Genomic DNA, 21,232 nt, shown 5'->3' with positions numbered 1-21,232 from the left:
TAACACTTCGTAAGTCAGTCAGTTGCTTACTGTAGTATTACGTGAGCCACGAAATTTGTATGTAAAATTATTAAAAATTACTTGTAAATTTTTACTCGCTAGTTAAAGATATATCTTAATCGATTAAGTTTCAACATGGTAATCACACAATGATGAAGAATAAAGTTCAATTGATCACATATGCTGATCGAATCACTGGCCAAAATATAGGCGCGCTAACCACACTTTTAAACGGTCCTTTAAAAGGCGTATTTGGTGGTGTGCACTTATTGCCATTTTACAATCCTATTGATGGCAGCGATGCTGGCTTTGACCCTATTGATCATAGTGAAGTTGATTCTAGAATAGGCACTTGGGAAGACATACAAGTATTAGGTAAAGATCTCGACTTAATGGCAGACCTAATTGTTAACCATGTATCGGCGCAGTCTTTTCAGTTTCAAGATGTATTAGCTAAAGGTAAGCAATCAGAATTTTGGGATTTATTTTTAACCAAAGAAGATGTATTTCCAAATGGTATGAGCGAAGCTGAGCAAAAAGCAATTTACCGCCCACGCCCAGGTAGCTGTTTTACGCCAATGCATTGTGGCGACGGCCAAATGTATGATTTTTGGACCACTTTTACCGACAATCAAATCGATATAAACGTAAAAGTAGAAGCCGGTGTTGCGTATTTAAATAACGTACTTACTAAATTTTCGGCTAACAATGTAAATATTATTCGTTTAGATGCGGCGGGCTACGCCATTAAGCAAGCGGGCACTAATTGCTTTATGCTTGATGAAACATTTGGTTACCTAGATAACTTATCTAAGCAAGCAAACGATTTAGGCATGGAAACCATTGCAGAAATACATAGCCATTATCAAACTCAGGTAGAAGTGGCAAAACGTGTAAATATGGTTTACGACTTTGCGTTACCACCACTTATTTTACACAGCTTATTTAACAACGATGTAGATGCACTGCTCAAATGGTTACAAATTTCGCCACGTAATTGCTTAACTGTACTTGATACACATGACGGTATTGGCATTATTGACGCAGGTCCAATGGGCGACAAACCAGGGCTATTAAATGCACAGCAGATTGATAACCTAGTCGAAACAATGCACGCCAACAGTAACAACCAAAGCCGCCAAGCTACGGGCGCTGCGGCGAGTAATGTCGACTTATATCAAGTTAACTGTACGTACTACAACGCATTAGGCGCTAAAGACTTTGATTACTTACTGTCGCGTGCAATTCAATTTTTTGCACCAGGTGTACCACAAGTGTATTACGGCGGCCTATTTGCTTGCGAAAACGATATGGAATTACTGACAAATACAAATGTTGGCCGTGATATTAACCGCCCATATTTAGATGCAAATATAATCGATAAAGCCTTAAATAAGCCTGTAGTAAAAGGTTTAATTGAATTAATTAAAATTCGCAATTCACACCCTGCATTTGCAGGTGAGTTTAGTGCGCAAGGTGAAGGCAGTATGTGTTGTTTATCGTGGCAACTAGGTGAGCAAACTATTTCACTTACTGTTGATTTTAAATTACGCCATGCACTGATTACGCAGGTAAACGGTGATGAAGAAACAACGATTAACTTAAATTCATTTTTAGCTTAATGCTATAAAAGTAATTTACAAACGCCATGTAAAGCAAAAGCCAAGCTACTTAAGCTTGGCTTTTTAACACATAAAACAATTACAAGGCTTGTAAGCTAACTACTGGCACCAATCTCTAATTCGTAACTGACTTCCTGAGTTTTTTCTTCTTTAGAAATAAATAATTCAGCGGCTATAACGCCTTTTTCTTGGCTGTTTTGATGAATGGTGGTGAGGCGAGGTACAAACCGGGCTGCTTCATCAATACCATCAAAGCCTACAATACGCAGTTCTTTACCTATTTTTATGCCTTGTTTTATTGCTTCTCGCATTGTGGCAAGGGCAATTAAATCACTCATACAAATTATAACGTTAGGACGAGGGGAGGCACTTAAAACTTCTTTAGCAGCAATAATTGCAAAACGTTCGCTACTTTCAGGAATGTTCCAAATACGATCGTCAGCTACCGTAATATTTGCCTCGCTTAAAGCACGTTGATAACCACGTAAACGTTGATGCGAAATAGATTGTCCGGTTTCAAATTCGTGATGCTCATACACCCGGCACAATACGTTTTCATCAAGTAATCTAAGGCCTAATATAGCCACTTTATCGTTTTGATTATGCAGTACGTGTTTAGCTATTTCGTAACTTGCTTGCTCGTTATTAATATTTACAGAGGCATTGCGAGCAATATCAAAATCAATTGTCACTACATGTTTAGACACAGTTTTTAACTGCTCAACTAACGCGTTATTACGAGGGCGGCCATAACAAATAAAGCCATCTACAAAGTCGACTATGTTATTAAGGGTATCGCTATTACCTGAAAACAATAAAACATTAATGCCGTTTTTTTCAAGCACTGAGGTAACACCGCGCATAAAGCTACTAGCTACAGGGTCCGACACCATGTATTCCACACTATCGGGCAGTACTAAAGCGACAATATTAAATGTGCCATTACGCAATGATTGCGCGGCCTTATTAGGCCCGTAATAGCCCAAAGTTTTACACGCTGCAAGAATATCTTCTCGGCGTTTAGCCGATAGCTGATCAGGGCGATTAAACGCATTAGAAACCGTAGCATTAGACACACCTAATTCTAGAGCGATACTTTTTAAGGTCCAGTGGGCCGGTTTTCTCATGAGTTATGATTATCCTTTAAAAAGACTGTGCTTAAATTAATAGAGATAGTATAAAATCAAATAATAGTTATAGCTATAAACTGGCATGAAGTATGATGACTTAATACTTTCATTTTATTTTTTAACCTCGGCCCACTGGGCTTTTAGCCAGCGGCTTAGGGTAATAATATCGGTTTGTTTTGCTCGCGATTTTTTATATACAAAATAAAATTTACAGCCGGTTTCAACTCCATGCAGTGGCAACTTAACTAAGTGGTTATCGTGCTGTGAGGCAATAAAAAACGCATCAATAAGCGTAATACCTAAATTATAACGCGCAGCTTCTGCGGCCAGTATAACGTGACTAAAGTGATTAACTCTTACGTTTTTAGGTAGCTCAAAGCCGCCGCTTTTACACCATTGCTGCCAGTCATTGGTGCTACGTTGCTCTGACTCATCATACTGCACCGACAACAGCGGGTGCTTCCATAATTCATTGGGCAGCGATTGATTTTTTAATTGCTGCCACATGCCTTTGCCACAAGCAGGGTAAAGCTTTTCTGCAAATAAAAATAAGCTGACAAACTCACCTTTAGGTGGCGTTGTGGTAATAAAACAATCGGCAACACGGTCGCTAAAATCCGCCTCATCTACAATCATATTTAAAGTTAAGTCGATATCTGGCGAGTCATGTTTAAAGCTTTCTAATCGCGGTATTAACCACTTAACAGCTAATGAGCTATAAAGTGCTAAACGAAGATGCCCAGGCTCGCCGTAACGTATTTTTTGTGTGGCAGAGGCTAAACTGGTTAATGAATGACTCACTTCTTGATAGTAACGATTGCCCGCGTCGGTTAACGAAAAGCTACGACCACTGCGGTTAAATAGCGGCTCGTTTAAATATTGCTCTAGTAATTTAACCTGATGGCTCACGGCACTTTGCGTCACATTTAGATGTTCTGCTGCTTTAGAAAAACTATTTAATCGCGCTACAGATTCAAAACACTGAACAGCACGTAATGGGGGTAATTTCATTATTAGTTAAACTCATACTAAAAGTATTTTAATCATTATACATAATTAAACGAATTGCTCTATGCTAGCGTTTTTAATTTGCGGGCACGGAGTAACAATGCAAAAAATATCGGTTGGCTTAGGCATGACATTACTTGTGGTGGGTAATATTATTGCGGTTTTTTCTGATGCTATAATCAAAACTTTACCAGCAGAAAGCCCCACGTTTCAGTTTGTATTTATGCGCCAACTTACCGCAGTATTAATTTTGCTCCCGTTTTGTTTGTCGGCGAATAAAAAACATTTATTTGCCGGTTTAAAATGGCATGCGGTACGCGGACATGTATGGTTATTTGGTATTATATTTATGGTGTTTGCGCTAAAAGCTTTACCGCTTGCAACCGCTAACGCTATTTTTTATGCAGCGCCTTTATTAATGCTGCCTTTAGCAGTAATGATATTTCGTGAACAGCTAACAAAAAGCAGCATAGCTGTGGCTGTTATTGGCTTTATAGGGGTACTTATTGTTATTCAGCCTACCGACATTAATTGGGCGGCTATATTTGCACTTGTAGTCGCAATTACACTGGCAATAAATAATGTACTAATACGAAAGTTACCTAAACACCATAGTATTATGCAAACTTTGTTACTTACCAATTTAGTAGGTATGCCTGTGGGATTAGGTTTGGCGCTGTGGGAAAACGAGCCATGGCATTGGGCCGCACTTATTACTGCGTTTGGCTCTACACTGTTTATTTTAATTTATGCGGGAATTTGCGTGTATGTTTATAGCAAAATCGAATCGAGCCAAGTTGCTAGCGCTGAATATAGTGGCTTAGTGGCAGCTGTCGTTGTTGGGTTATTTTGGTTTGGCGAAGTACCTACACTTGGCTTAATAATTGGCGCATCGTTAATTATTTTACCCTTAGTATGGTTGGCTAACGTACAAAAAAACAAACAGCGATTGGTTAAACGTCAACTCACAAAATAAACTACTGCGCGTGGTGTGCACTGCGCAGTAGTAAATAGTCGTTTAAGCCAAATAAACAAATATAAGTTAATTAGAGCTTATATTACTTTTGTAAACCAAACGGGTCGTCAATACTGTGGCTAGGCTCGGTAAACCATTTTGCACCACTGTCGGTCATATAAAAATGATCTTCTAAGCGCACCCCAAATTCATCCGGTATAACCAGCATTGGCTCGTTACTAAAACACATGCCAGCGGCTAGTGGCGTTTTATTACCGCCTACCAAATAAGGCCATTCGTGAATATCTAAACCAATGCCGTGGCCTGTACGGTGCGGGCAACCAGGTGTTTGATAATCAGGGCCTAAACCTTGCTCAGCTAAGTAGCTGCGCGCAGCTGTATCTACGTCTTCACATGGCACGCCAATTTTTGCTGCATTGAAAGCTGCAATTTGTGCTGCTTTTTCATTATTCCAAAATTGACGTTGGCGATCAGTTGCTTCACCAAACACATAAGTGCGGGTAATATCAGATAAGTAATCATGTACTTTACAGCCAGTATCAATAAGTACCATGTCGCCTTTTTTGAGGATTTGCGGATCTTTTACCCCATGCGGAAATGACGTTGCAAGCCCAAATAACACGATACAAAAGTAGTTACCCGGCGCGCCTACTTTTTGATGCGCTAGCTTTATAAACTCTTCAACTTCAGTGGTACTAATACCCTCGTGCAGCATGCTTGCCGTAGCTTGGTGAACCACTAAGGTCATATCCATAGCGCGTTGCATTAATGCCAGCTCATTGGCTGATTTATGCATTCTACAATGTGCTGTAACAGGTTGAGCATTCACTAAATTTAAGCCCGTTTGCGCTTTATTAATACCATCAAAAATAAAGAACTGCGCGCTTTCGTCAATACCAATAGTGCCATTAGCCGCAATACCCATTTCCGTTAATATATTAACAAATAACTGATATGGGTTTTGATGCTCTTGCCAACCACGGATTGGCCCGTCAATTACTTTAAAACCATTGAGTGAGCCAATTTCAAAATAAGGAGCTATGTATTGCACTTCACCTTTAGCAGGCAAAATTGCGCCAACTAAACGCTCACTTGCATACCAACGCATACCGGTAAAATAGGCGAGGTTAGTACCTGCATTTAAATAAATGGCATCAATGCCATTGTTTTGCATATACGTTTGCGCTTTGGCTATACGAGATAAATATTCTGCCGGTTGAATAGGGGTTAAATCGCTGGTCATATTGCTTAAGCTAGCGAGTGCTTGTTCTTTGGTTTGGGTGCCAATACCAATTGTGGTCATAATGATCTCCTCTTTTATGCGGCTATTGTGCTTGTGCGGCAGGTTAACTGCAAGTTGCTTGCGGTAAAACTTTGTAATCTGAGCATGTATTTAATAAAGCCAATGCGCTATATTAATCTAAGTGCTAGGCAGTTTGATTGCTGCGTATGTTGTTAGTAAACTATAAAAATAAAAACAAAGGTGGGTGTATGGCTCTGTTGTGGTTGGGGGTTTTATTTATAATAATTGGCACTTTGCCATTTGTACGCTGGTTAAAATGTAAAGTAAGTAAACGCCACTGGCGGGTTTGTGTGGTAGAACAAATAACTGCCGTGGCAAATAATCAAATAACAGCACCCGAAATGTTGCATCAGCCAACTATGCTAGTGAGTTTTCGTTTTGATGGGCAGGTGCACAGTGTATTAGTGGAATATCGTGAAAAAATGTTTACCCGTTTTAAACAAGGTAAAACCTGCACACTGTTAGTTGACAAAAATAACCCGCAGCAGGTTTATAATAACGCAATACTTTGGCAAAGCTACGGATTAGTATGGTTATTAGCCGGTATTAGTTTATGTGCTTTTAGTTATTTCAGCTTGATTTAAATCCTCTCGTTATCCCTTAATAGCGTTTAAGTGCAGCGCTTTTGAGGGAGCTTACCATGCGTTTTATTACTCTGTTTACTCTTCTTTTATTTCATCCTAACACTCGTTTTACAGCTACCAGATTAATTTTACAGTTGCGCAGATAATCAAAAAACTCGTCATTAGTTTAATTATTGCGCGGTGGTTTTTCACGCTGAAATGTAAGTAAGTGGGTTCATTGTTTTCTCTGTGTTTTTGTTATGTTTGCTTTGAGTTTTTCTTTGTTAATCAATGGTTTGTGACCCATGTAAAATATTATACTATCGCTGTTTGCTATATTGAATAACCCCCAGTGGTTGGATAAAATCCTTTTCAAATTGGTTATTACTGATCACAGCTCATTTACTACGAGTTATCGTAGCTGATCATTATTAGCGCCAAAATAGTTAGCTTAAAGTTAACGGCTTTATGCCTTTAATTTTTACTGACACAAAGTTAACTAAAAACTCCATCTTTAAAAGTAACTAATTTCGTATTTGTAGCTAGCAACCAGCACTGCTTAGCTAAATTACGGCTGCATTTTAATTAAATAGCGCTGCAAATACATTTAATGTAACCCCACAACGACTATGGTAAACATGAAATATAACAAACGAATTAAACCCTCTTTATCACTACTTTCAATATGATGCGAAGCTACAATGAGTGTTCACGCAGCAGAGCGCCCCGCTGGTTTATCGGATGAAGATATTGCATACGTTAAACAGTTAATTAATAATGAAATGCAAGCTCAGGATGAGGCTAAAGCTAAGCAAGAATTGGATAATGGGTTTGAATTTAATGGGTATTTTCGCTCAGGTACAAACACCATTATAGGGAGTGGCAGTAAAAATAATGGCTCTTGTTATTCACTAAACTACCCTAAAAATGATGGGGTTTATTATCGCTTAGGTAACGAATGCAGAGACTACAGCGAGTTTCAGCTGACTAAAAAACAGCAGCTAAATGGGGTTAATTTTAAAGCCGTATTTATGATGGACTTTGCCGGGGATTCAAGAGATCCAACCGCAACGGAGGAGTGGTCTAGACGCTCAAGGCAGCTTTATGTAGAAACAGACAACTTACTCGATAATGGTACGCTATGGATTGGCCGCAGATATTATTACGATAAGGCCGTTGGTAGCGTACATATATTAGATTACAAACATATGCAAAGCTCGGGTAACGGCGTGGGTGTGTCCGACATTACGGTAAATGAAACCGATAAGCTGCATCTTGCTGCCATCACTTATGGTGGCGAGGGCGAACTTACAGGTAACAAAGCCACTGCAGATACTAACTATCAAAACTTTATGGCCGACGTACGCTATGAAATGGATGTAGGCGATGCGGGTAAAGTGGTATTTGCACTGCAAAACTTATTTGTAAATGATGCAATTGATGAAACAGGGCTTACCGATGGCAGAACGTTTACAGTGCAATGGCAAAAGCAGTTAGGCAATGTTGATCAAAAAACAGTGATTCAATATGGTACCGGCGCCATGGCGCAAAACCCAGGCGCTGCCGGTACTGATGGCGGAAGCTTTGATTATGCGGCAGATAGCAGCTCAAGTGGCTTTCGTATTTTTAATAATGGCTTAATTGATATTACTGAAAAATTTAAACTAGATTACATGGTAATGTACGAAAAATCATCTGATTACCACACCCTAAAAAGTGTTGGTGTGCGCCCGCATTATTCAATATCGCCACATTGGAGTGTGCTTGGTGAGTTGGGTTATAACGCTTATCAAACCAAAACAAACGGCATTGAAAATGATGAGCAAACACTTATGAAATATGCGCTAGCATTACAAGCAACAGCCGACTCTACCGAATATTGGTCGCGTCCATCATTACGCTTTTATCTAAGTAACTTTGATTGGAACAAGGCTGCTGGGCAAGAATCTGGGTTAAGTGTTGCAGGCAAAGAGGGCGACGAAAGTGCCTTAGTTGCAGGCGCTCAGGTTGAAATTTGGTTTTAATACGCAGTATTAATGCGCCATAAAAAATACAATAAAATAAGTTTCGTAGGCGTATTTAGTGCCTACGAAACGTTAATTAACCTCGCTATAAAATTAATCTAAACCACCACTTAATGGTTTTTCTTGGCAATGTTTGCTGGTGGTACGCCATAGGCTTGCTTAAATAATCGGCTAAAATGGCTAGGGCAATTAAAACCCAGCTCATAACACGCTTGGCTAACCGTGCGCCCCTGTAACAATTTACTATAGGCTTTTTTAAGCCTAAGTTGCTGTTGCCACAGTGATGGGCTCGTACCAAACGCCAACTTAAATTGTTGATAAAACTTGCTGCGACTCATACAGGCAATTTTACACAGCCTCTCTATATCCAATGCTTCATTTAAGTGCTCTTCTATGTATTGCAACGCATTATTTACCGGTGTTTTAAGCTGCGGATTATTGCCGTGTTTTAGCAATAAATCTCGACTTTGCTGCTGTAGCAAACGGGTAATAAGCTCGTTTAACGATAAGTCGATTAAATAACCTCGCTGCTCGTCGGGCTCACTAAATAAATGCACCATACGCGCTAAAAGTTGTTGGGTTTGGCTATTGTGCTGGCTATGTACCAGCTGTGGTGTATAGGCAAATAAGTCATCGCTGGCAAAGCGTTGCTCAATATTGAGTGCATTAGCCACCTGCGTTATTTTGTCTGTGCTTATTTCAATAGCAAGGCAGGTAGTAGGCGCGTTTAAAGATGCTTGTTCAAAGTCAATTAATACCCCTTGCTCTGGTGCTAATACAAAGGATTCGTGAGGTAAAAATGCCTTATGATATTGGCAGCTCTCTACATGCATTACCTTTTTACCACTAAGCATGGCGCAAAAAAGTAATTCTTTTGAATGCAAAGCTACTTTTTGCGCATTTTCATAAGTATCGTAAATACTTAGCTCGCTATTATCGGCAGCAAAGGTCACTTTATTTTCAATTAGCACCTTTAATTGCTGACGTTGCTTATTTAATTGCGGAGTATGCATTTTAATCCCTTTTAAATCTGGACTCATAGACAACTTTTGTGGACAGCAATACATGCTTTTAAGTGTTTGATAGTCTAATGTCAATCAATGCTGATTAATTATAAAACAGCACTTGATTAAATATAAAGCAAAAAGACTTATTTAATAGCTCGACTTTTAGCTAATAACAACAAGAGAGTGTCACTATGATTTATGCAAATCCAGGCGAAAAAGATGCACTAATTACCTTTAAAGCGCAATACGAAAACTACATTGGTGGAGAATGGGTAAAGCCAGTAAACGGCCAGTACTTTGAAAATATTAGCCCTGTAAACGGCAAAGTGTTTTGCAAAGTAGCGCGCTCCGACAAAGACGACATTGAGCTTGCGCTCGACAAAGCCCATGCAGTAAAAGCGCAGTGGGGCACTACATCGGTTACCGATCGTAGTAACGTATTACTAAAAATAGCCGACCGTATTGAACAAAACTTAGAGTTACTTGCAGTTGCCGAAACGTGGGACAACGGCAAAGCAATTCGCGAAACACTCGCGGCCGATATTCCACTAGCCGCCGATCACTTTCGTTATTTTGCAGGTTGCCTGCGCTCACAAGAGGGCGGTATTAGTGAAATTGATGAAACTACCGTTGCCTATCATTTTAATGAACCGTTAGGTGTAGTTGGGCAAATAATTCCGTGGAACTTCCCAATACTAATGGCAGCGTGGAAGCTAGCCCCAGCCTTAGCTGCGGGTAACTGTGTAATACTAAAACCAGCAGAGCAAACCCCTGCCTCTATTTTAGTGTTAATGGAAGTGATTGGCGACTTACTGCCAGCGGGCGTACTCAACGTAGTTAATGGCTTTGGTAAAGAAGCAGGTGAAGCCCTGGCTACCAACACCCGTATTGCTAAAATCGCCTTTACGGGGTCTACCCCAGTGGGTTCACATATTTTAAAATGCGCCGCCGAAAACATAATTCCATCAACGGTAGAGCTAGGTGGTAAGTCACCCAATATTTTCTTTAGCGATGTAATGGACAAAGACGACGCTTTTTTATCTAAAGCAATAGAGGGCGCAATATTGGCCTACTTTAACCAAGGTGAAGTATGTACTTGCCCATCGCGACTATTTATTCAAGAAGATATTTACGAGCAATTTATTGAACGCATTTTACAGCGTACAGCACAAATTAAACGCGGTAACCCGCTAGATACCGAAACCATGGTAGGTGCGCAGGCGTCTAAAGCGCAATTTGATAAAATATTAAGCTACATCGAAATTGGTAAAAAAGAAGGCGCCGAAGTACTTACTGGTGGCAACGTAGAGCAGTTAAGCGATGATCTTAACGGCGGATATTACATTCAGCCTACGCTATTAAAAGGCACCAACGACATGCGGGTATTCCAAGAAGAGATTTTTGGCCCGGTTATTTCAATGTCGACCTTTAAAGACGAAGCCGAAGCGTTGGCACTTGCCAATAGCTCTGAGTTTGGACTAGGCGCCGGTGTATGGAGCCGCAACATGAACCAAGCGTATCGTATGGGGCGTAAAATTGAGGCAGGCCGTGTATGGACTAACTGTTACCACATGTATCCGGCTCATGCCGCGTTTGGCGGCTATAAAAAATCAGGTATTGGTCGCGAAAACCACAAACTCGCACTGGGTCACTACCAACAAACTAAAAACCTATTAGTAAGCTACAGCGAAGATCCGCTCGGCTTCTTTTAATTTTAAGTACAAAGTTTAAATAAACAACCGTTAAGTAATGACAGCGCTGCATATTTGCAGCGCTTTTTTGTACATTGGTTTAATGAATTTAAAATGACTCAACGCGTTATCGCTCTTAGCACCAATCGTGTTTTTTGCATGTTTTTATTATATATGTGTTCTTTTTTCAGTGTTAAAAAAGGGTGTTTCATACAAGCTAAATTTATAACTAATAACTGTATAAATTGGCAATAGTTGCGGCTTTGTCGGATAACATTATTAAAAGTCGTTCTGAGGTATTTAAACAAGGGCAATTTTATAACACACGTAATTACTTGTTTAAATTAGAGTTGTTTGATGGAATTATTAAGCAATGTAATATACGCCGTTTTGGGGTGTTATAACCCCCCATAGTGGTGTTCAATAAGCTGTTATGCGCCTCTACGACGACAATCTGTCGCCCAGATGTCGTAAGCTAAAGAATAACGAGTACAAGGAAACAATATGCCAAATTTTGACCAAGGCTTTGAAACCACTCGCCTTACTATGCTTGCCAAGCAATATCCTGAGATTGTGAAAGCAACCGGTGAAGTGATTTTCTGTGCGGAAGATAATGAAGATCGCTTGAGCATCACTCGTTGGAAGATTGAAGACGACATTTTTGAGGAGGCCACTGAATCAGGGTTCAAAGTACACCTGATTGAATTGCTTGATAATTTTATCGAGTATCGGGGGCAGTTTAATGAGCTACCGAAAAAGGAAGGTGTCGTACGTTTTGGTGATGGTTGCCTGAATATTGAATGGCTTCCAGATGGCTCTACGGAGCTTTCTTAATGGATGCATTATTTAATGATTACGCAACGATCTTGAGAGATCTTAATATTAACTCATTCAACCTTGAGGAGGACAAATACTCTGGTGTTTTTTTACCGGTTCCATTTGATGAGTACTGGAGTTCAAATCTAAAAATTATGTTGGTTGGTCGGGAGACTGCCGGATGGAATACTGATAGCAACAAGAATAAGATTAATCGTGTCGCTGATTTTGTCGAAAAAGATAAAGTTTGCGAGCTTGTGTGTGAAGCAACTGAGCGTTATAAAAAACATCTTCTGGTGAGCAAGGGTGGAAAAGTTATTACAAAAACGCGAAGTCGCTTTAAGCAATATTTTTTCCGGCTGGCGAAGGAGCTTGAAGTTGATCCCAAATCCATTATCTATGCAAACTTGTTTGCGTGGGACTACAACAAGAAAAGCCCTAGAACACGCCCGAAAAATGAGCTCGAAGAAATAACGTCAATATCAAAAAAGTTGCTTGCAATACAGATCATACACTTTAAGCCAGATGTTGTAATTTTTGCGGCTGGCTTCGCTGGTATTGATCCAGCAATAAAAAAATTATTCAATGATAACTTTGGTGGCTATCGAAATAAAGAAGTGATTTCTAGAAAGTTCTGGGAGTTTGAGGCAGCCGATGCCATATGCTTTAGAATTGCCCACCCCAGAGCAACGCATGGGCATGGTGAGTTTCGCGAGAAGGTAATTCATAGGATTAAAGCTTGTGCGGCAGGTTAATAATTCGCATAACAAAGCATTGCAGCGGACATGCCGCTGAATGCGGCGTTGAGGCTGTAGAATTACTCTTTTTAGGAACGTATCCAACTATTCTTGGTTGGTTGCTTTTTAATCTTGAATCCATCTGTTTGCTGTGATCTAATAGATATTATTCACCTATGGTAAACCGTAATGGTTCTTTCTTTGGGTGAGAAGTCAAGCCTGACTTACCCTGTCAAAATAAATTCATTCCTATCAATTTCGCTGAGCAGATTCTGCCTGGCACCTTTGAGTATGCCCTTTGTTATATTGTCGAAAAAAGAAGAATTAATCAGGCACCCATCTTAAACTTTGCACTTTTTGATGCCTAGATTTTAATAGGCTAAATAAAGTGGGTGTCATCATAATTTGGTGCCCTGACATAAATAAAAATTATTCGTAAAAGTGACCTATTAATAAAAGATAGATGCTGTATTTGTATGGCAGATTTAGTTGCATAGTGTTGTTTGATTTATTAAGGTGACTGCCTAGTTTGTGTGATTCAGGTGGCTGTTTAGCTTATATGATTCTTAATTTATTCAGCACCTTAAGTAGAGGGAAATATGTTTTTTGAATCTTGGAGTGAAATAGCGCGCATTGTCACCACAACTTTGATTATTTATCCCTTTTTAATCCTAGCGACGCACTTAGTGGGTAAACGCCCATTTGCCAAAATGAACAACTTTGACTGGATAATCACCGTAGCAGCGGGCTTCATCTTAGGTTCAGCTATTTTATTGAAAGACGTAGTCATAGTTGAGGTTTTAGTTGCGGTTAGCCTGCTCCTCTTTTTACAGTATTTACTCACTTGGATGAGCGCCCATTTTTCGACCTTCGACAAAGTAGTAAAAACCTCTCCACAATTAGTTTTTTTCGACGGTGAATATATAGAGGCCGCTATGAAAGATGCTCGACTCACAAGCACTGAAGTGGAAGCAAGTGTTAGAAAAGCCGGTTTTGGTGATTTAAGCACAGTTATGGCGGTGGTTTTCGAGGCCGACGGTGAGTTAAGTATTGTGCCGAAAAGTGAAAACTATGCTCAACTGATTATGAAGTTACGAAATCCTCGGGATTAATTGGACAATTTTTAGCGGCCGATGATTACCATAAATCGCGTAACTTAATTGGTATGGCTTTTTTACTGTATCAGACACATTGCTCACCTACTAAATAAGGTTGGACGATTCTTAAGTTTTTAACTTAGGTGTCAGGTATGTATTTACACATGTACCTTAAATCGCTTTTTTAGTATTGTTAATGAACAATAACGTAACCAGTAATTTATTTTTAGCTAAACGGATTTTCATGACTATAAAAACAAAAATAACCAATCATGTATTGCTCTGCGCTTTACTACTATCACCATTTATAAATGCTGCACAAGAACCCATTCTACCTACTACACCTGAGCAGTGGCGCAGCATAACAGAGCGCGATATTAACGCGGCTTATAGTATTACTGCACAAAATCATCCTGGTATGTTTGATGTTAATAACCCAACTTTCCCTGATTTATTAAAACAAGCAAAAGCAGAGGCGCTTGCACTCTCGTCACAAGCGAGCGGTCCGCAAGCTCATGTAGCGGCAATTGCACGCTTTAGCACTGTGTTACAAGATGGTCATGCTGGTGCGTTTTCAAGCGTAGATAGACCCGCGCGCCGCTGGCCCGGCTTTAGAGCTGTATGGCGAGGTGATGCGCTAAAAGTGTATTACAGCGAAACCAACAATATTAGTAAAGGCGACGTTGTAAGCCAATGTGATGGGCAAAGCACTGATACCTTAATGCCTGAGAGAATATTTAAGTTTCATGGTGAAGTTGCACAACCTGGGCATTGGTGGCAGCAAGGTTGGCGGTTACTCATTGACGAGGGCAATCCATTTTTAACTCCTCTAAAAGAATGCGAATTTGTTAAAGCCAATGACGATACCTATACACACGTATTAAATTGGTCTGTGAGGCCTAAGTCAGCAAGTAAGCATTTAGAAAATGCCTACAACGGTGATGAACTCCCCATTGATTTAACGTGGCCTGAAAAAAACATTGGTTGGATTGCTATGCTTAGCTTTTCATCAACCGATAAACAAACTACTGCCTACAATAAAGTGTTTGAAAAAATACAACAGCAACGTAGCAAGTTACTTACTGCAAAAGCCGTGGTATTAGATTTGCGCCATAACCAAGGTGGCTCATCTTATTGGAGCTCACAAATAGCAAAAGGATTATGGGGCCAAAAAGTAGTAGAGCAAAAAGCAAATAATACTTCTCAAAACACGCAAGTGTGGTGGAGAGCATCAAAAGATAATACTGACTATGTATAGTCTTTATTGGACGTTGTAAAAGATCAATCCGAAGTACTGAAAACTCTCAAAACCGTCTCTACTGGCATGGCTTTATCACTTAAAAATGATGATCCATTTTATGTAGAGCAAGAAACTAATACGCTAAATAACATACCACAAAAGCCTTTAGTGAGTGACTTTAAAAACAAGGTGTTTGTTATAGTGCCGCCGCAATGCGCCAGTGCTTGTTTAGATGCACTTGATAAGTTTAAGCTTTTTGAAAATACAACGTTATTTGGTGCACCAAGTAGCGCTGATTCTATGTATATGGAGGTACGCTTAGCCGATTTACCTTCAAGCTTGGGGAAAGTGATTGTGCCAAATAAAGTATATGTAAATAGAGCGCGTGGGGCAGGGGATTTTTACAAACCCGATGTGGCGTATAAGGGCCTTGATTGGACAACCAATGTGTTGCTTGAGCAAATAAAAACGCTATAAAAAAAGCCGCTTGTTGTAACAAGCGGCTTAACCTTCTAACTAGGAAATAGTTTAGAACGTGTAACGAGCACCAATTGAGTAACGAGGACCGTATTGATTAGCAAATAAGAACTGCTCTTCGTAACGTCCGTAGCCTTCTTCGGTTGCATTGTTTAAGTTTATGCCATCAAAAAATACCGTTACGTTTTCGTTTACATCGTAGTTAACGCTCATATCCCATTGGCCATACGCTTTAGCATATTGCGGAGGCGCATCAGCTGAACCTTGCGCTTGGCCTACACCAATTAGGTATGAGTCGCGCCATGCGTAAGTAATTTTCACTGATAGGCCGTCTTTTTCGTAAAAACCTTGAAAGTTAGCTGAGTCACTTAAGCCTGTAAGCGGTGCTTGTTGATCAAGGCTTTCGCTATTAAATTCAACGTCGCCATCTACAAACGTCGCGTTTACACCAACACCAAAACCGGTTTCACCAATTAAGTGCTGAACAGCAACTTCAAAACCATCTACCGATTTACTGTCGGTGTTTTGTGGTTGACTAATATTCCATGTAATTAGCGGATCGTCGCTGCTTGGCTCAATAACGCCATTTGCATTGCCGTAACCGCTGGCAATCATCTGTGCAAAAATAGCGTCGGTTGTTGCTTGCTCACCACGTGATTCAATATCGCTTACGGCTTGTAAGTAACGAGGGCCGTTTAAAATATCGTGCAAGCCATCAATAGTAGTTTGCGTAATGGTGGTTTGAATAAAGTTATCAACGTCTTTTTTAAAGTAACCAACAGATGCGTAGCTGCCTTCTGCGTAGTAATACTCAAGTGATAAATCAAGGTTTGTTGATTCAAACGGCAATAAGTTTGTATTACCTTGGCTACCTGTGCGAGAACCTGGTTTTGGGCTGCCTGTTAAGCTGCGGCCACCGGCTAAATTACCCAGTGGTGCACGCGACATTGTTTTACCCCAAGATACGCGGGCTACTACGTCTTCAGTTAAATCAACACTTACGTCGATTGAAGGCAGTAAAACATCATAATCACCTTGTTGCTCTAAGAAGTTATCATCGCCGCCAGCAGCGTATTGCATGATCCACTCAGAAGCACTGATCCAATTAACTTGATCTTCAACGCGTTGACGTACAGTACTGGTTACGTCTGTTTGCTCATAGCGTAGGCCTGCATTTACTTTTACGTAGTAGTTACTTACGTCAAATTCCCAGCTTGATTGAACATAAAAGCTATTAGTGATTTCTTCTACATAACTTTCGCTATCTATGCCATCCATATAGGCATTAGCTGCGTATGCATCGCCGCCTGTTACATCTGCTGTTAAATAAGCAATTTGGCGTGCAACAGCTTCATCGAAGTCATACGTGTAGTAGTAATTAGGTTGTAAGTCACTACCGCCGCCAGCAAATTGGTCTAAAAGACCCGATGTATCGTGACGGGTAAACATGCTATCTGGGAATATTTCTGTATACGACGGGTTAAAACCAGGGCCACCTACTAAACCACTCCATGCGGTATAGCCGCCGGTGTTTTGCTCAGTACGTGATGCGCCAAATTTAACTTTAACTAAACCAATGTCGTAGCTTTCGTTATACCACGTAGTATGTAGTTGTAACTGTTCAATGTTTGACTCACCCGGTGAGTGAGTAAACTGACTAAAGTTTGAGTCAATTTCGCCTGGTGTTAGTTCGCTTGTGCCGTTTAACCAGTTAACTTGAGCACTTGGAATATCGCCTGTGCGGTAATCGTAAATTTTATTAGCAAGCTGATCTGAGCCCAAAATCACTTGGCCGGTACTGCCTAGCCCGTCATCGGCGCCGTTGTCAGTCTCATTTTTAGAGTCGTGGTAATCAAGCTCTACGTGCCATGTGTCGTTAATTTCCCAATCAAGATTTAAACCAAGTGAGCGTGCTTTTACTTCTGTAGTACCTTTATTGGCTGTGAATGACGCATCGTTACCGCTAATATCAGCATAAACAGCTGTACCATTTTCATCTAGTTCGTAGCCATTAATATTGCTACCAAAGTCGTTCCAAATACCCCAACCAATGCTCTGAGAACCTGTAACTGCTTTACTTGCAGTGTAATCAAGTGTTGCTACAAAGCCATCTACCGGTGCATATTGAAAGGTAACTTGTCCGTTTGTACGTTCACGTTCTACATCTTCAATAGCGTAGTTCATGTCTTTAGGGAAGTAGTAGTTACCTGCAGGGTCTGTGCGGTTATCAACTACGTTGCTGCTATCTAATTCAGGTAAGTCTACGTTTGCCTGCCAGCCTTGAATATTGGCACTTTGTTTTTGAAAGTCACGCTCTTGGTGCGAAAATGAAAAACCAAAACCAAAAGTGTCATCTACAAAAGTATTGCTGTAAACAGTAGAAAACTCTGGTGTTACGTCATCGCCAGCTTCGTTTGACGAGTCGTGATTTGCTTTAACGGTAGCTGAAAAGTTTTGACCCGGCTTTTGAAAAGGGCGCGCGGTAGAAATATTTACCGTTGCACCTAAGCCACCGCTTGGTACGTCTGCACGTGCTGTTTTAAATACTTCAAGCGCACTTACGCCCTCAGAGGCAACGTTTTCAAGATTATATGAGCGTGTATAACCTGTGCCTGGCATTTGGCGGCCATTTAGGGTAATTAAGTTAAACTCAGGACCAAAACCACGTACAGTAATTTGGCTACCTTCACCGTTTGCACGACTTACCGATACACCGGTAATACGTTGTAATGATTCTGCTAAGTTGGTATCTGGGAATTTACCCATTTCTTCAGACGAAATGGCATCAACAATGCCAGAAGAGTCGCGTTTCATATCCATAGAACGAATAAGTGAACCACGAATACCTTTTACTTCAATAACTTCTACATCAGATGAAACGTTTGTTTGTGCTTCTGCCGCAATAGCTGTGTTTAATGTGCTCGCAGCAATGATGAGAGACACAGAAGCCGCAAGTTGGCTCTTTTTAAAATTGAATGTGTTCATAATAGCTCTGCTTTATAAAATGTTGTTCAAGAGAGGAGGTGCAGTGTAAGCACCTAGAATTTGTCAGTGAAATCTTAATTATGGGTTTGAAACTGTCACATTATCAACACGATATGTTGCGCCAGCCCCTTGGCCCCAATTAGGAAAAATCATTAATACATCTATTGCACTTACATCTAAACCGGCAGCTGATAAATCAGAAAGCGTATAAGTATATGTTTGCCATTCGTTTAAAACAGGGGCAATGCCTTCAACACTTTCAGTAAGTGCAAGCTCTACAGCAGAATCACCTTCGTTTGACTCAACTTTGAAAAACCATGGGGCATCGGGTGTGCTTGGCATACTCGTAACTTTCATATCAAACGTAATTTGACCAACCGTTATGATAGCGCTTGCATCAAATGCCTCGCCGCTTCCACCAACAGATGTGCGGCTATTAAAGCCCATTACGGTAGGCGTATCATTTATTGTAAATTCTGCTGTTATACCATGCTCTTCATCATCCATTACTTCCACGGGTGTTGAGCCGCTACAGCAGTCCCACATTGGCCAATCAAGATTTTGGGTATCAGAGAACACATCAAGTTCTGGGAAATCTTGAGTTATTTTTACATCATCAACTCTATAAACAGCACCATTACCAGTGCCCCATGCGGGGAAAATCATAACTACATCAATAGCACTAATATCTAAGTTTGCTGCAACAAGATCGGTTAATTTAAATGTGTATGTTTGCCATTGACCTACAACAGGCGCAATACCTTCAACGCTTTGGGTAATAGGCAATTCGGCTGCAGTAGGGGCATCTCCTGCGCTTTCAAGCTTAACAACCCATGTAGAGTTTGCATCAGCAGGTGCGCTAGTTACTTTCATTTTAAATTGAAAATACCCTTGTGCTAACAGGGGGGTTGCATCAAAAGGGGAGGCTACACCAGCTTCATCAGTAATGTTTGCCGCTCTTGAAATAAAACCGTTTACAGTTGGGTTTTCACCAACACTAAATTCAACTGTATTACCTTGCTGTTCATCAACAACTATTGCAGGAGTTGAACCTCCGCAACAATCCCACGCAGGCCAATTAATATTAAAAGAATCACCAAATATGGTTAATGGAGTAACTCCTCCAGCTATAGGAACTGGTGCATCACTCTCAAGCAAGGCATCGTCTAAGCTATCGTAACCTGGGCGAATGGTTTCACAACCTTTACCTGTATCAGGGTTTGATGCACATTGATAAACACGTACATAATCAATAGCAAAGGTTTGGCCGTTTTCAAATGCGCTAGCATCTATACCTAAATCATTAACGTTTTCAGGCCAGTCGCCACCTACGGCAAGATTTAATAATAGGTGAAAGTCTTTATCGAAAGGAGCGCTATCCCAATGCGTTTCAAGCTCGCCAGAACCTTGTTCAAAATACTCTGCAAACCAACCACGATGTTTTAAGCCTGCAGGCTCACCTTTTGAATTATACAAAACTTCTGATTGGCGCTGCGTTGCGTAAAGGTAACCATCTACGTACCAACGAATTTCGCCTTCTTGCCATTCAATAGCGTAGGTGTGAAAGTCATCTGCTGGGTTAGTATCTTCAGGGAATTTGTATTCTTGCCCTGTGTAGCTGTTATCTGGCCACGCGCGTCCGTAATGAAGAGTGCCGTGAATGCTTGACTCTATACCGCCGTCTTCATCCGGTGTTTTAAGGTTTACTGATTCTAAAACATCTATTTCGCCAGAACGAGGCCAAGTACCATAAACTTCATCAGTTGGCAGCATCCAAAATGCTGGCCAGCTACCTTGTCCTGATGGAAGTTTGGCGCGCACTTCAAAGCGACCATATGTAAAGTCGGCGTTGTAACGCGTATTTAAGCGCGCTGAAGTGTAAGGTTTTTCTGCACCTTCTGTCGCTGGTAGGGCAACAATGTTTAACACACCGTCTGCAATAAATGCATTTTGCTCACTATCGGTGTAACACTGTTTCTCGTTGTTACCACCGCCATCGCAGTTTAATTCATAGTTCCATTTGTTTGTATCAATGGCAGAGCCTTCAAATTCGTCGCTCCAAACCATTTGCCAATCTGATACTGGCTCAGAGGCATCTACATTTTCAAAATTTGATTTAGTGGCAGAGTCGCCACCACAGCCAGCTAACGTAACTAGAGAGATAGCGGCAAGTAAACGTGTAATGTGCGTTGTTTCAATGTTCATAACTGAACCCCGGTTTCAACAGATTATTGTCAGATTAATTGTTTTTCATACTGTAAGCGCTTACATTTTTGCATTGTGTTTTGTAAGCGCTTACAAATGATATTGTGCAGTGCGTTAATGGTCAACATATTTGTTTATTTTATTTACAATTAGTTTACGGTAAGACCAGTTTACCAATTGAGCTACTCATAAAAAATAACATTATATTAATAGATTAATCTCATTTAAAAAGATTTTAAAGTGGTATTTTCAACTCTTTTTTTGACTGTGGTTGAAAGAATATATTAATTTTATAATTTGGTATGCATTATTAAACCTCTAAAAACTGGCTTTTTTTTAGGCAAGCCGGTT

General features: G+C 40.4%; 14 protein-coding genes and 2 pseudogenes. 10 read left to right on the top strand and 6 right to left on the bottom strand.

Translation table 11 applies throughout. From position 1 onward, the window contains the following. Positions 1 to 149: 149 nt before the first annotated feature. Positions 150 to 1,622: a sucrose phosphorylase gene (gtfA, locus tag I6F10_RS03915; RefSeq protein ID WP_165743773.1), complete on the top strand. Its 1,473-nt coding sequence runs from the start codon at positions 150 to 152 to the stop codon at positions 1,620 to 1,622. A gap of 95 nt (positions 1,623 to 1,717) precedes the next feature. Here the strand turns inward: gtfA and I6F10_RS03910 are convergent, their stop codons facing one another. Together I6F10_RS03910 and I6F10_RS03905 are read right to left on the bottom strand one after the other, a co-directional pair. Then, positions 1,718 to 2,749, bottom strand: a complete 1,032-nt coding sequence (locus I6F10_RS03910) for a LacI family DNA-binding transcriptional regulator (RefSeq protein WP_165743772.1) — start codon at positions 2,747 to 2,749, stop codon at positions 1,718 to 1,720. A gap of 114 nt (positions 2,750 to 2,863) precedes the next feature. Then, a complete protein-coding gene (locus I6F10_RS03905) occupies positions 2,864 to 3,763 on the bottom strand; it encodes a LysR family transcriptional regulator (protein WP_165743771.1) in 900 nt (299 codons plus the stop codon). 97 nt (positions 3,764 to 3,860) lie between these two features. Here I6F10_RS03905 and I6F10_RS03900 point away from each other — a divergent pair, with 97 nt between their 5' ends. Beyond that, positions 3,861 to 4,736, top strand: coding sequence for a DMT family transporter (locus I6F10_RS03900; RefSeq protein WP_010553617.1), 876 nt, complete (start codon positions 3,861 to 3,863; stop codon positions 4,734 to 4,736). An 82-nt stretch (positions 4,737 to 4,818) separates the two neighbouring features. On the opposite strand, the gene I6F10_RS03895 is transcribed toward I6F10_RS03900, so the two are convergent. Further along, positions 4,819 to 6,039, bottom strand: coding sequence for a M24 family metallopeptidase (locus tag I6F10_RS03895; protein WP_011329847.1), 1,221 nt, complete (start codon positions 6,037 to 6,039; stop codon positions 4,819 to 4,821). Positions 6,040 to 6,227: 188 nt separating this feature from the next. Between I6F10_RS03895 and I6F10_RS03890 the strand changes: the two genes are divergently transcribed. Then, positions 6,228 to 6,623 carry a hypothetical protein gene (locus I6F10_RS03890; protein WP_033012968.1) on the top strand — a complete coding sequence of 132 codons (396 nt, stop codon included), beginning with the start codon at positions 6,228 to 6,230 and terminating at the stop codon, positions 6,621 to 6,623. A 680-nt stretch (positions 6,624 to 7,303) separates the two neighbouring features. After that, positions 7,304 to 8,626: a carbohydrate porin gene (locus I6F10_RS03885; protein WP_165743770.1), complete on the top strand. Its 1,323-nt coding sequence runs from the start codon at positions 7,304 to 7,306 to the stop codon at positions 8,624 to 8,626. 110 nt (positions 8,627 to 8,736) lie between these two features. Here I6F10_RS03885 and I6F10_RS03880 read toward each other — a convergent pair whose 3' ends face one another. Then, on the bottom strand, positions 8,737 to 9,639 hold the full coding sequence (locus I6F10_RS03880) for a helix-turn-helix domain-containing protein (protein WP_165743769.1): 903 nt from the start codon (positions 9,637 to 9,639) through the stop codon (positions 8,737 to 8,739). Between the two features lie 185 nt (positions 9,640 to 9,824). Between I6F10_RS03880 and exaC the strand changes: the two genes are divergently transcribed. The 6 genes and pseudogenes from exaC (at position 9,825) to I6F10_RS03855 (ending at position 15,691) form a co-directional block, all read left to right on the top strand. Then, a complete protein-coding gene (gene exaC, locus I6F10_RS03875) occupies positions 9,825 to 11,345 on the top strand; it encodes an acetaldehyde dehydrogenase ExaC (RefSeq protein ID WP_011329851.1) in 1,521 nt (506 codons plus the stop codon). A gap of 483 nt (positions 11,346 to 11,828) precedes the next feature. Then, positions 11,829 to 12,158 carry a hypothetical protein gene (locus I6F10_RS03870; RefSeq protein WP_165743768.1) on the top strand — a complete coding sequence of 110 codons (330 nt, stop codon included), beginning with the start codon at positions 11,829 to 11,831 and terminating at the stop codon, positions 12,156 to 12,158. Further along, positions 12,158 to 12,895, top strand: coding sequence for a hypothetical protein (locus I6F10_RS03865; protein WP_165743767.1), 738 nt, complete (start codon positions 12,158 to 12,160; stop codon positions 12,893 to 12,895). The genes I6F10_RS03870 and I6F10_RS03865 overlap by 1 nt, the downstream gene beginning before the upstream one ends. Before the next feature lie 227 nt (positions 12,896 to 13,122). After that, positions 13,123 to 13,197: pseudogene (locus I6F10_RS20525) on the top strand (transposase); the annotation flags it as partial. A 279-nt stretch (positions 13,198 to 13,476) separates the two neighbouring features. Then, positions 13,477 to 13,989: a DUF421 domain-containing protein gene (locus I6F10_RS03860; RefSeq protein ID WP_165743766.1), complete on the top strand. Its 513-nt coding sequence runs from the start codon at positions 13,477 to 13,479 to the stop codon at positions 13,987 to 13,989. Positions 13,990 to 14,218: 229 nt separating this feature from the next. Continuing rightward, a pseudogene (locus I6F10_RS03855) lies at positions 14,219 to 15,691 on the top strand (S41 family peptidase). A 51-nt stretch (positions 15,692 to 15,742) separates the two neighbouring features. On the opposite strand, the gene I6F10_RS03850 reads toward I6F10_RS03855, so the two are convergent. Next, a complete protein-coding gene (locus I6F10_RS03850; RefSeq protein ID WP_165743765.1) occupies positions 15,743 to 18,676 on the bottom strand; it encodes a TonB-dependent receptor in 2,934 nt (977 codons plus the stop codon). A gap of 78 nt (positions 18,677 to 18,754) precedes the next feature. After that, positions 18,755 to 20,881 (bottom strand): glycoside hydrolase family 16 protein, encoded by a 2,127-nt coding sequence (locus tag I6F10_RS03845; RefSeq protein WP_165743764.1) that lies wholly within the window; start codon positions 20,879 to 20,881, stop codon positions 18,755 to 18,757. Positions 20,882 to 21,232 lie beyond the last annotated feature (351 nt).

Source organism: Pseudoalteromonas sp. SWYJZ98 (assembly GCF_015864495.1).
Taxonomy (GTDB): Bacteria; Pseudomonadota; Gammaproteobacteria; order Enterobacterales; family Alteromonadaceae; genus Pseudoalteromonas; species Pseudoalteromonas distincta.
Note: the sequence above shows the minus strand (reverse complement) of the source record. Positions and strands in the feature narration are given on the sequence as shown.

What these genes read in the sequence shown, in the direction of transcription:
- I6F10_RS03890 (WP_033012968.1), top strand. Translation starts at nt 6,228, where the DNA reads ATGGCTCTGTTGTGGTTGGGGGTTTTATTTATAATAATTGGCACTTTG.
- I6F10_RS03885 (WP_165743770.1), top strand. Translation starts at nt 7,304, where the DNA reads ATGAGTGTTCACGCAGCAGAGCGCCCCGCTGGTTTATCGGATGAAGAT.
- I6F10_RS03905 (WP_165743771.1), bottom strand. Translation starts at nt 3,763, where the DNA reads ATGAAATTACCCCCATTACGTGCTGTTCAGTGTTTTGAATCTGTAGCG.
- I6F10_RS03870 (WP_165743768.1), top strand. Translation starts at nt 11,829, where the DNA reads ATGCCAAATTTTGACCAAGGCTTTGAAACCACTCGCCTTACTATGCTT.
- I6F10_RS03850 (WP_165743765.1), bottom strand. Translation starts at nt 18,676, where the DNA reads ATGAACACATTCAATTTTAAAAAGAGCCAACTTGCGGCTTCTGTGTCT.
- I6F10_RS03910 (WP_165743772.1), bottom strand. Translation starts at nt 2,749, where the DNA reads ATGAGAAAACCGGCCCACTGGACCTTAAAAAGTATCGCTCTAGAATTA.
- gtfA (WP_165743773.1), top strand. Translation starts at nt 150, where the DNA reads ATGATGAAGAATAAAGTTCAATTGATCACATATGCTGATCGAATCACT.
- I6F10_RS03845 (WP_165743764.1), bottom strand. Translation starts at nt 20,881, where the DNA reads ATGAACATTGAAACAACGCACATTACACGTTTACTTGCCGCTATCTCT.
- I6F10_RS03880 (WP_165743769.1), bottom strand. Translation starts at nt 9,639, where the DNA reads ATGCATACTCCGCAATTAAATAAGCAACGTCAGCAATTAAAGGTGCTA.
- I6F10_RS03900 (WP_010553617.1), top strand. Translation starts at nt 3,861, where the DNA reads ATGCAAAAAATATCGGTTGGCTTAGGCATGACATTACTTGTGGTGGGT.
- I6F10_RS03860 (WP_165743766.1), top strand. Translation starts at nt 13,477, where the DNA reads ATGTTTTTTGAATCTTGGAGTGAAATAGCGCGCATTGTCACCACAACT.
- I6F10_RS03895 (WP_011329847.1), bottom strand. Translation starts at nt 6,039, where the DNA reads ATGACCACAATTGGTATTGGCACCCAAACCAAAGAACAAGCACTCGCT.
- I6F10_RS03865 (WP_165743767.1), top strand. Translation starts at nt 12,158, where the DNA reads ATGGATGCATTATTTAATGATTACGCAACGATCTTGAGAGATCTTAAT.
- exaC (WP_011329851.1), top strand. Translation starts at nt 9,825, where the DNA reads ATGATTTATGCAAATCCAGGCGAAAAAGATGCACTAATTACCTTTAAA.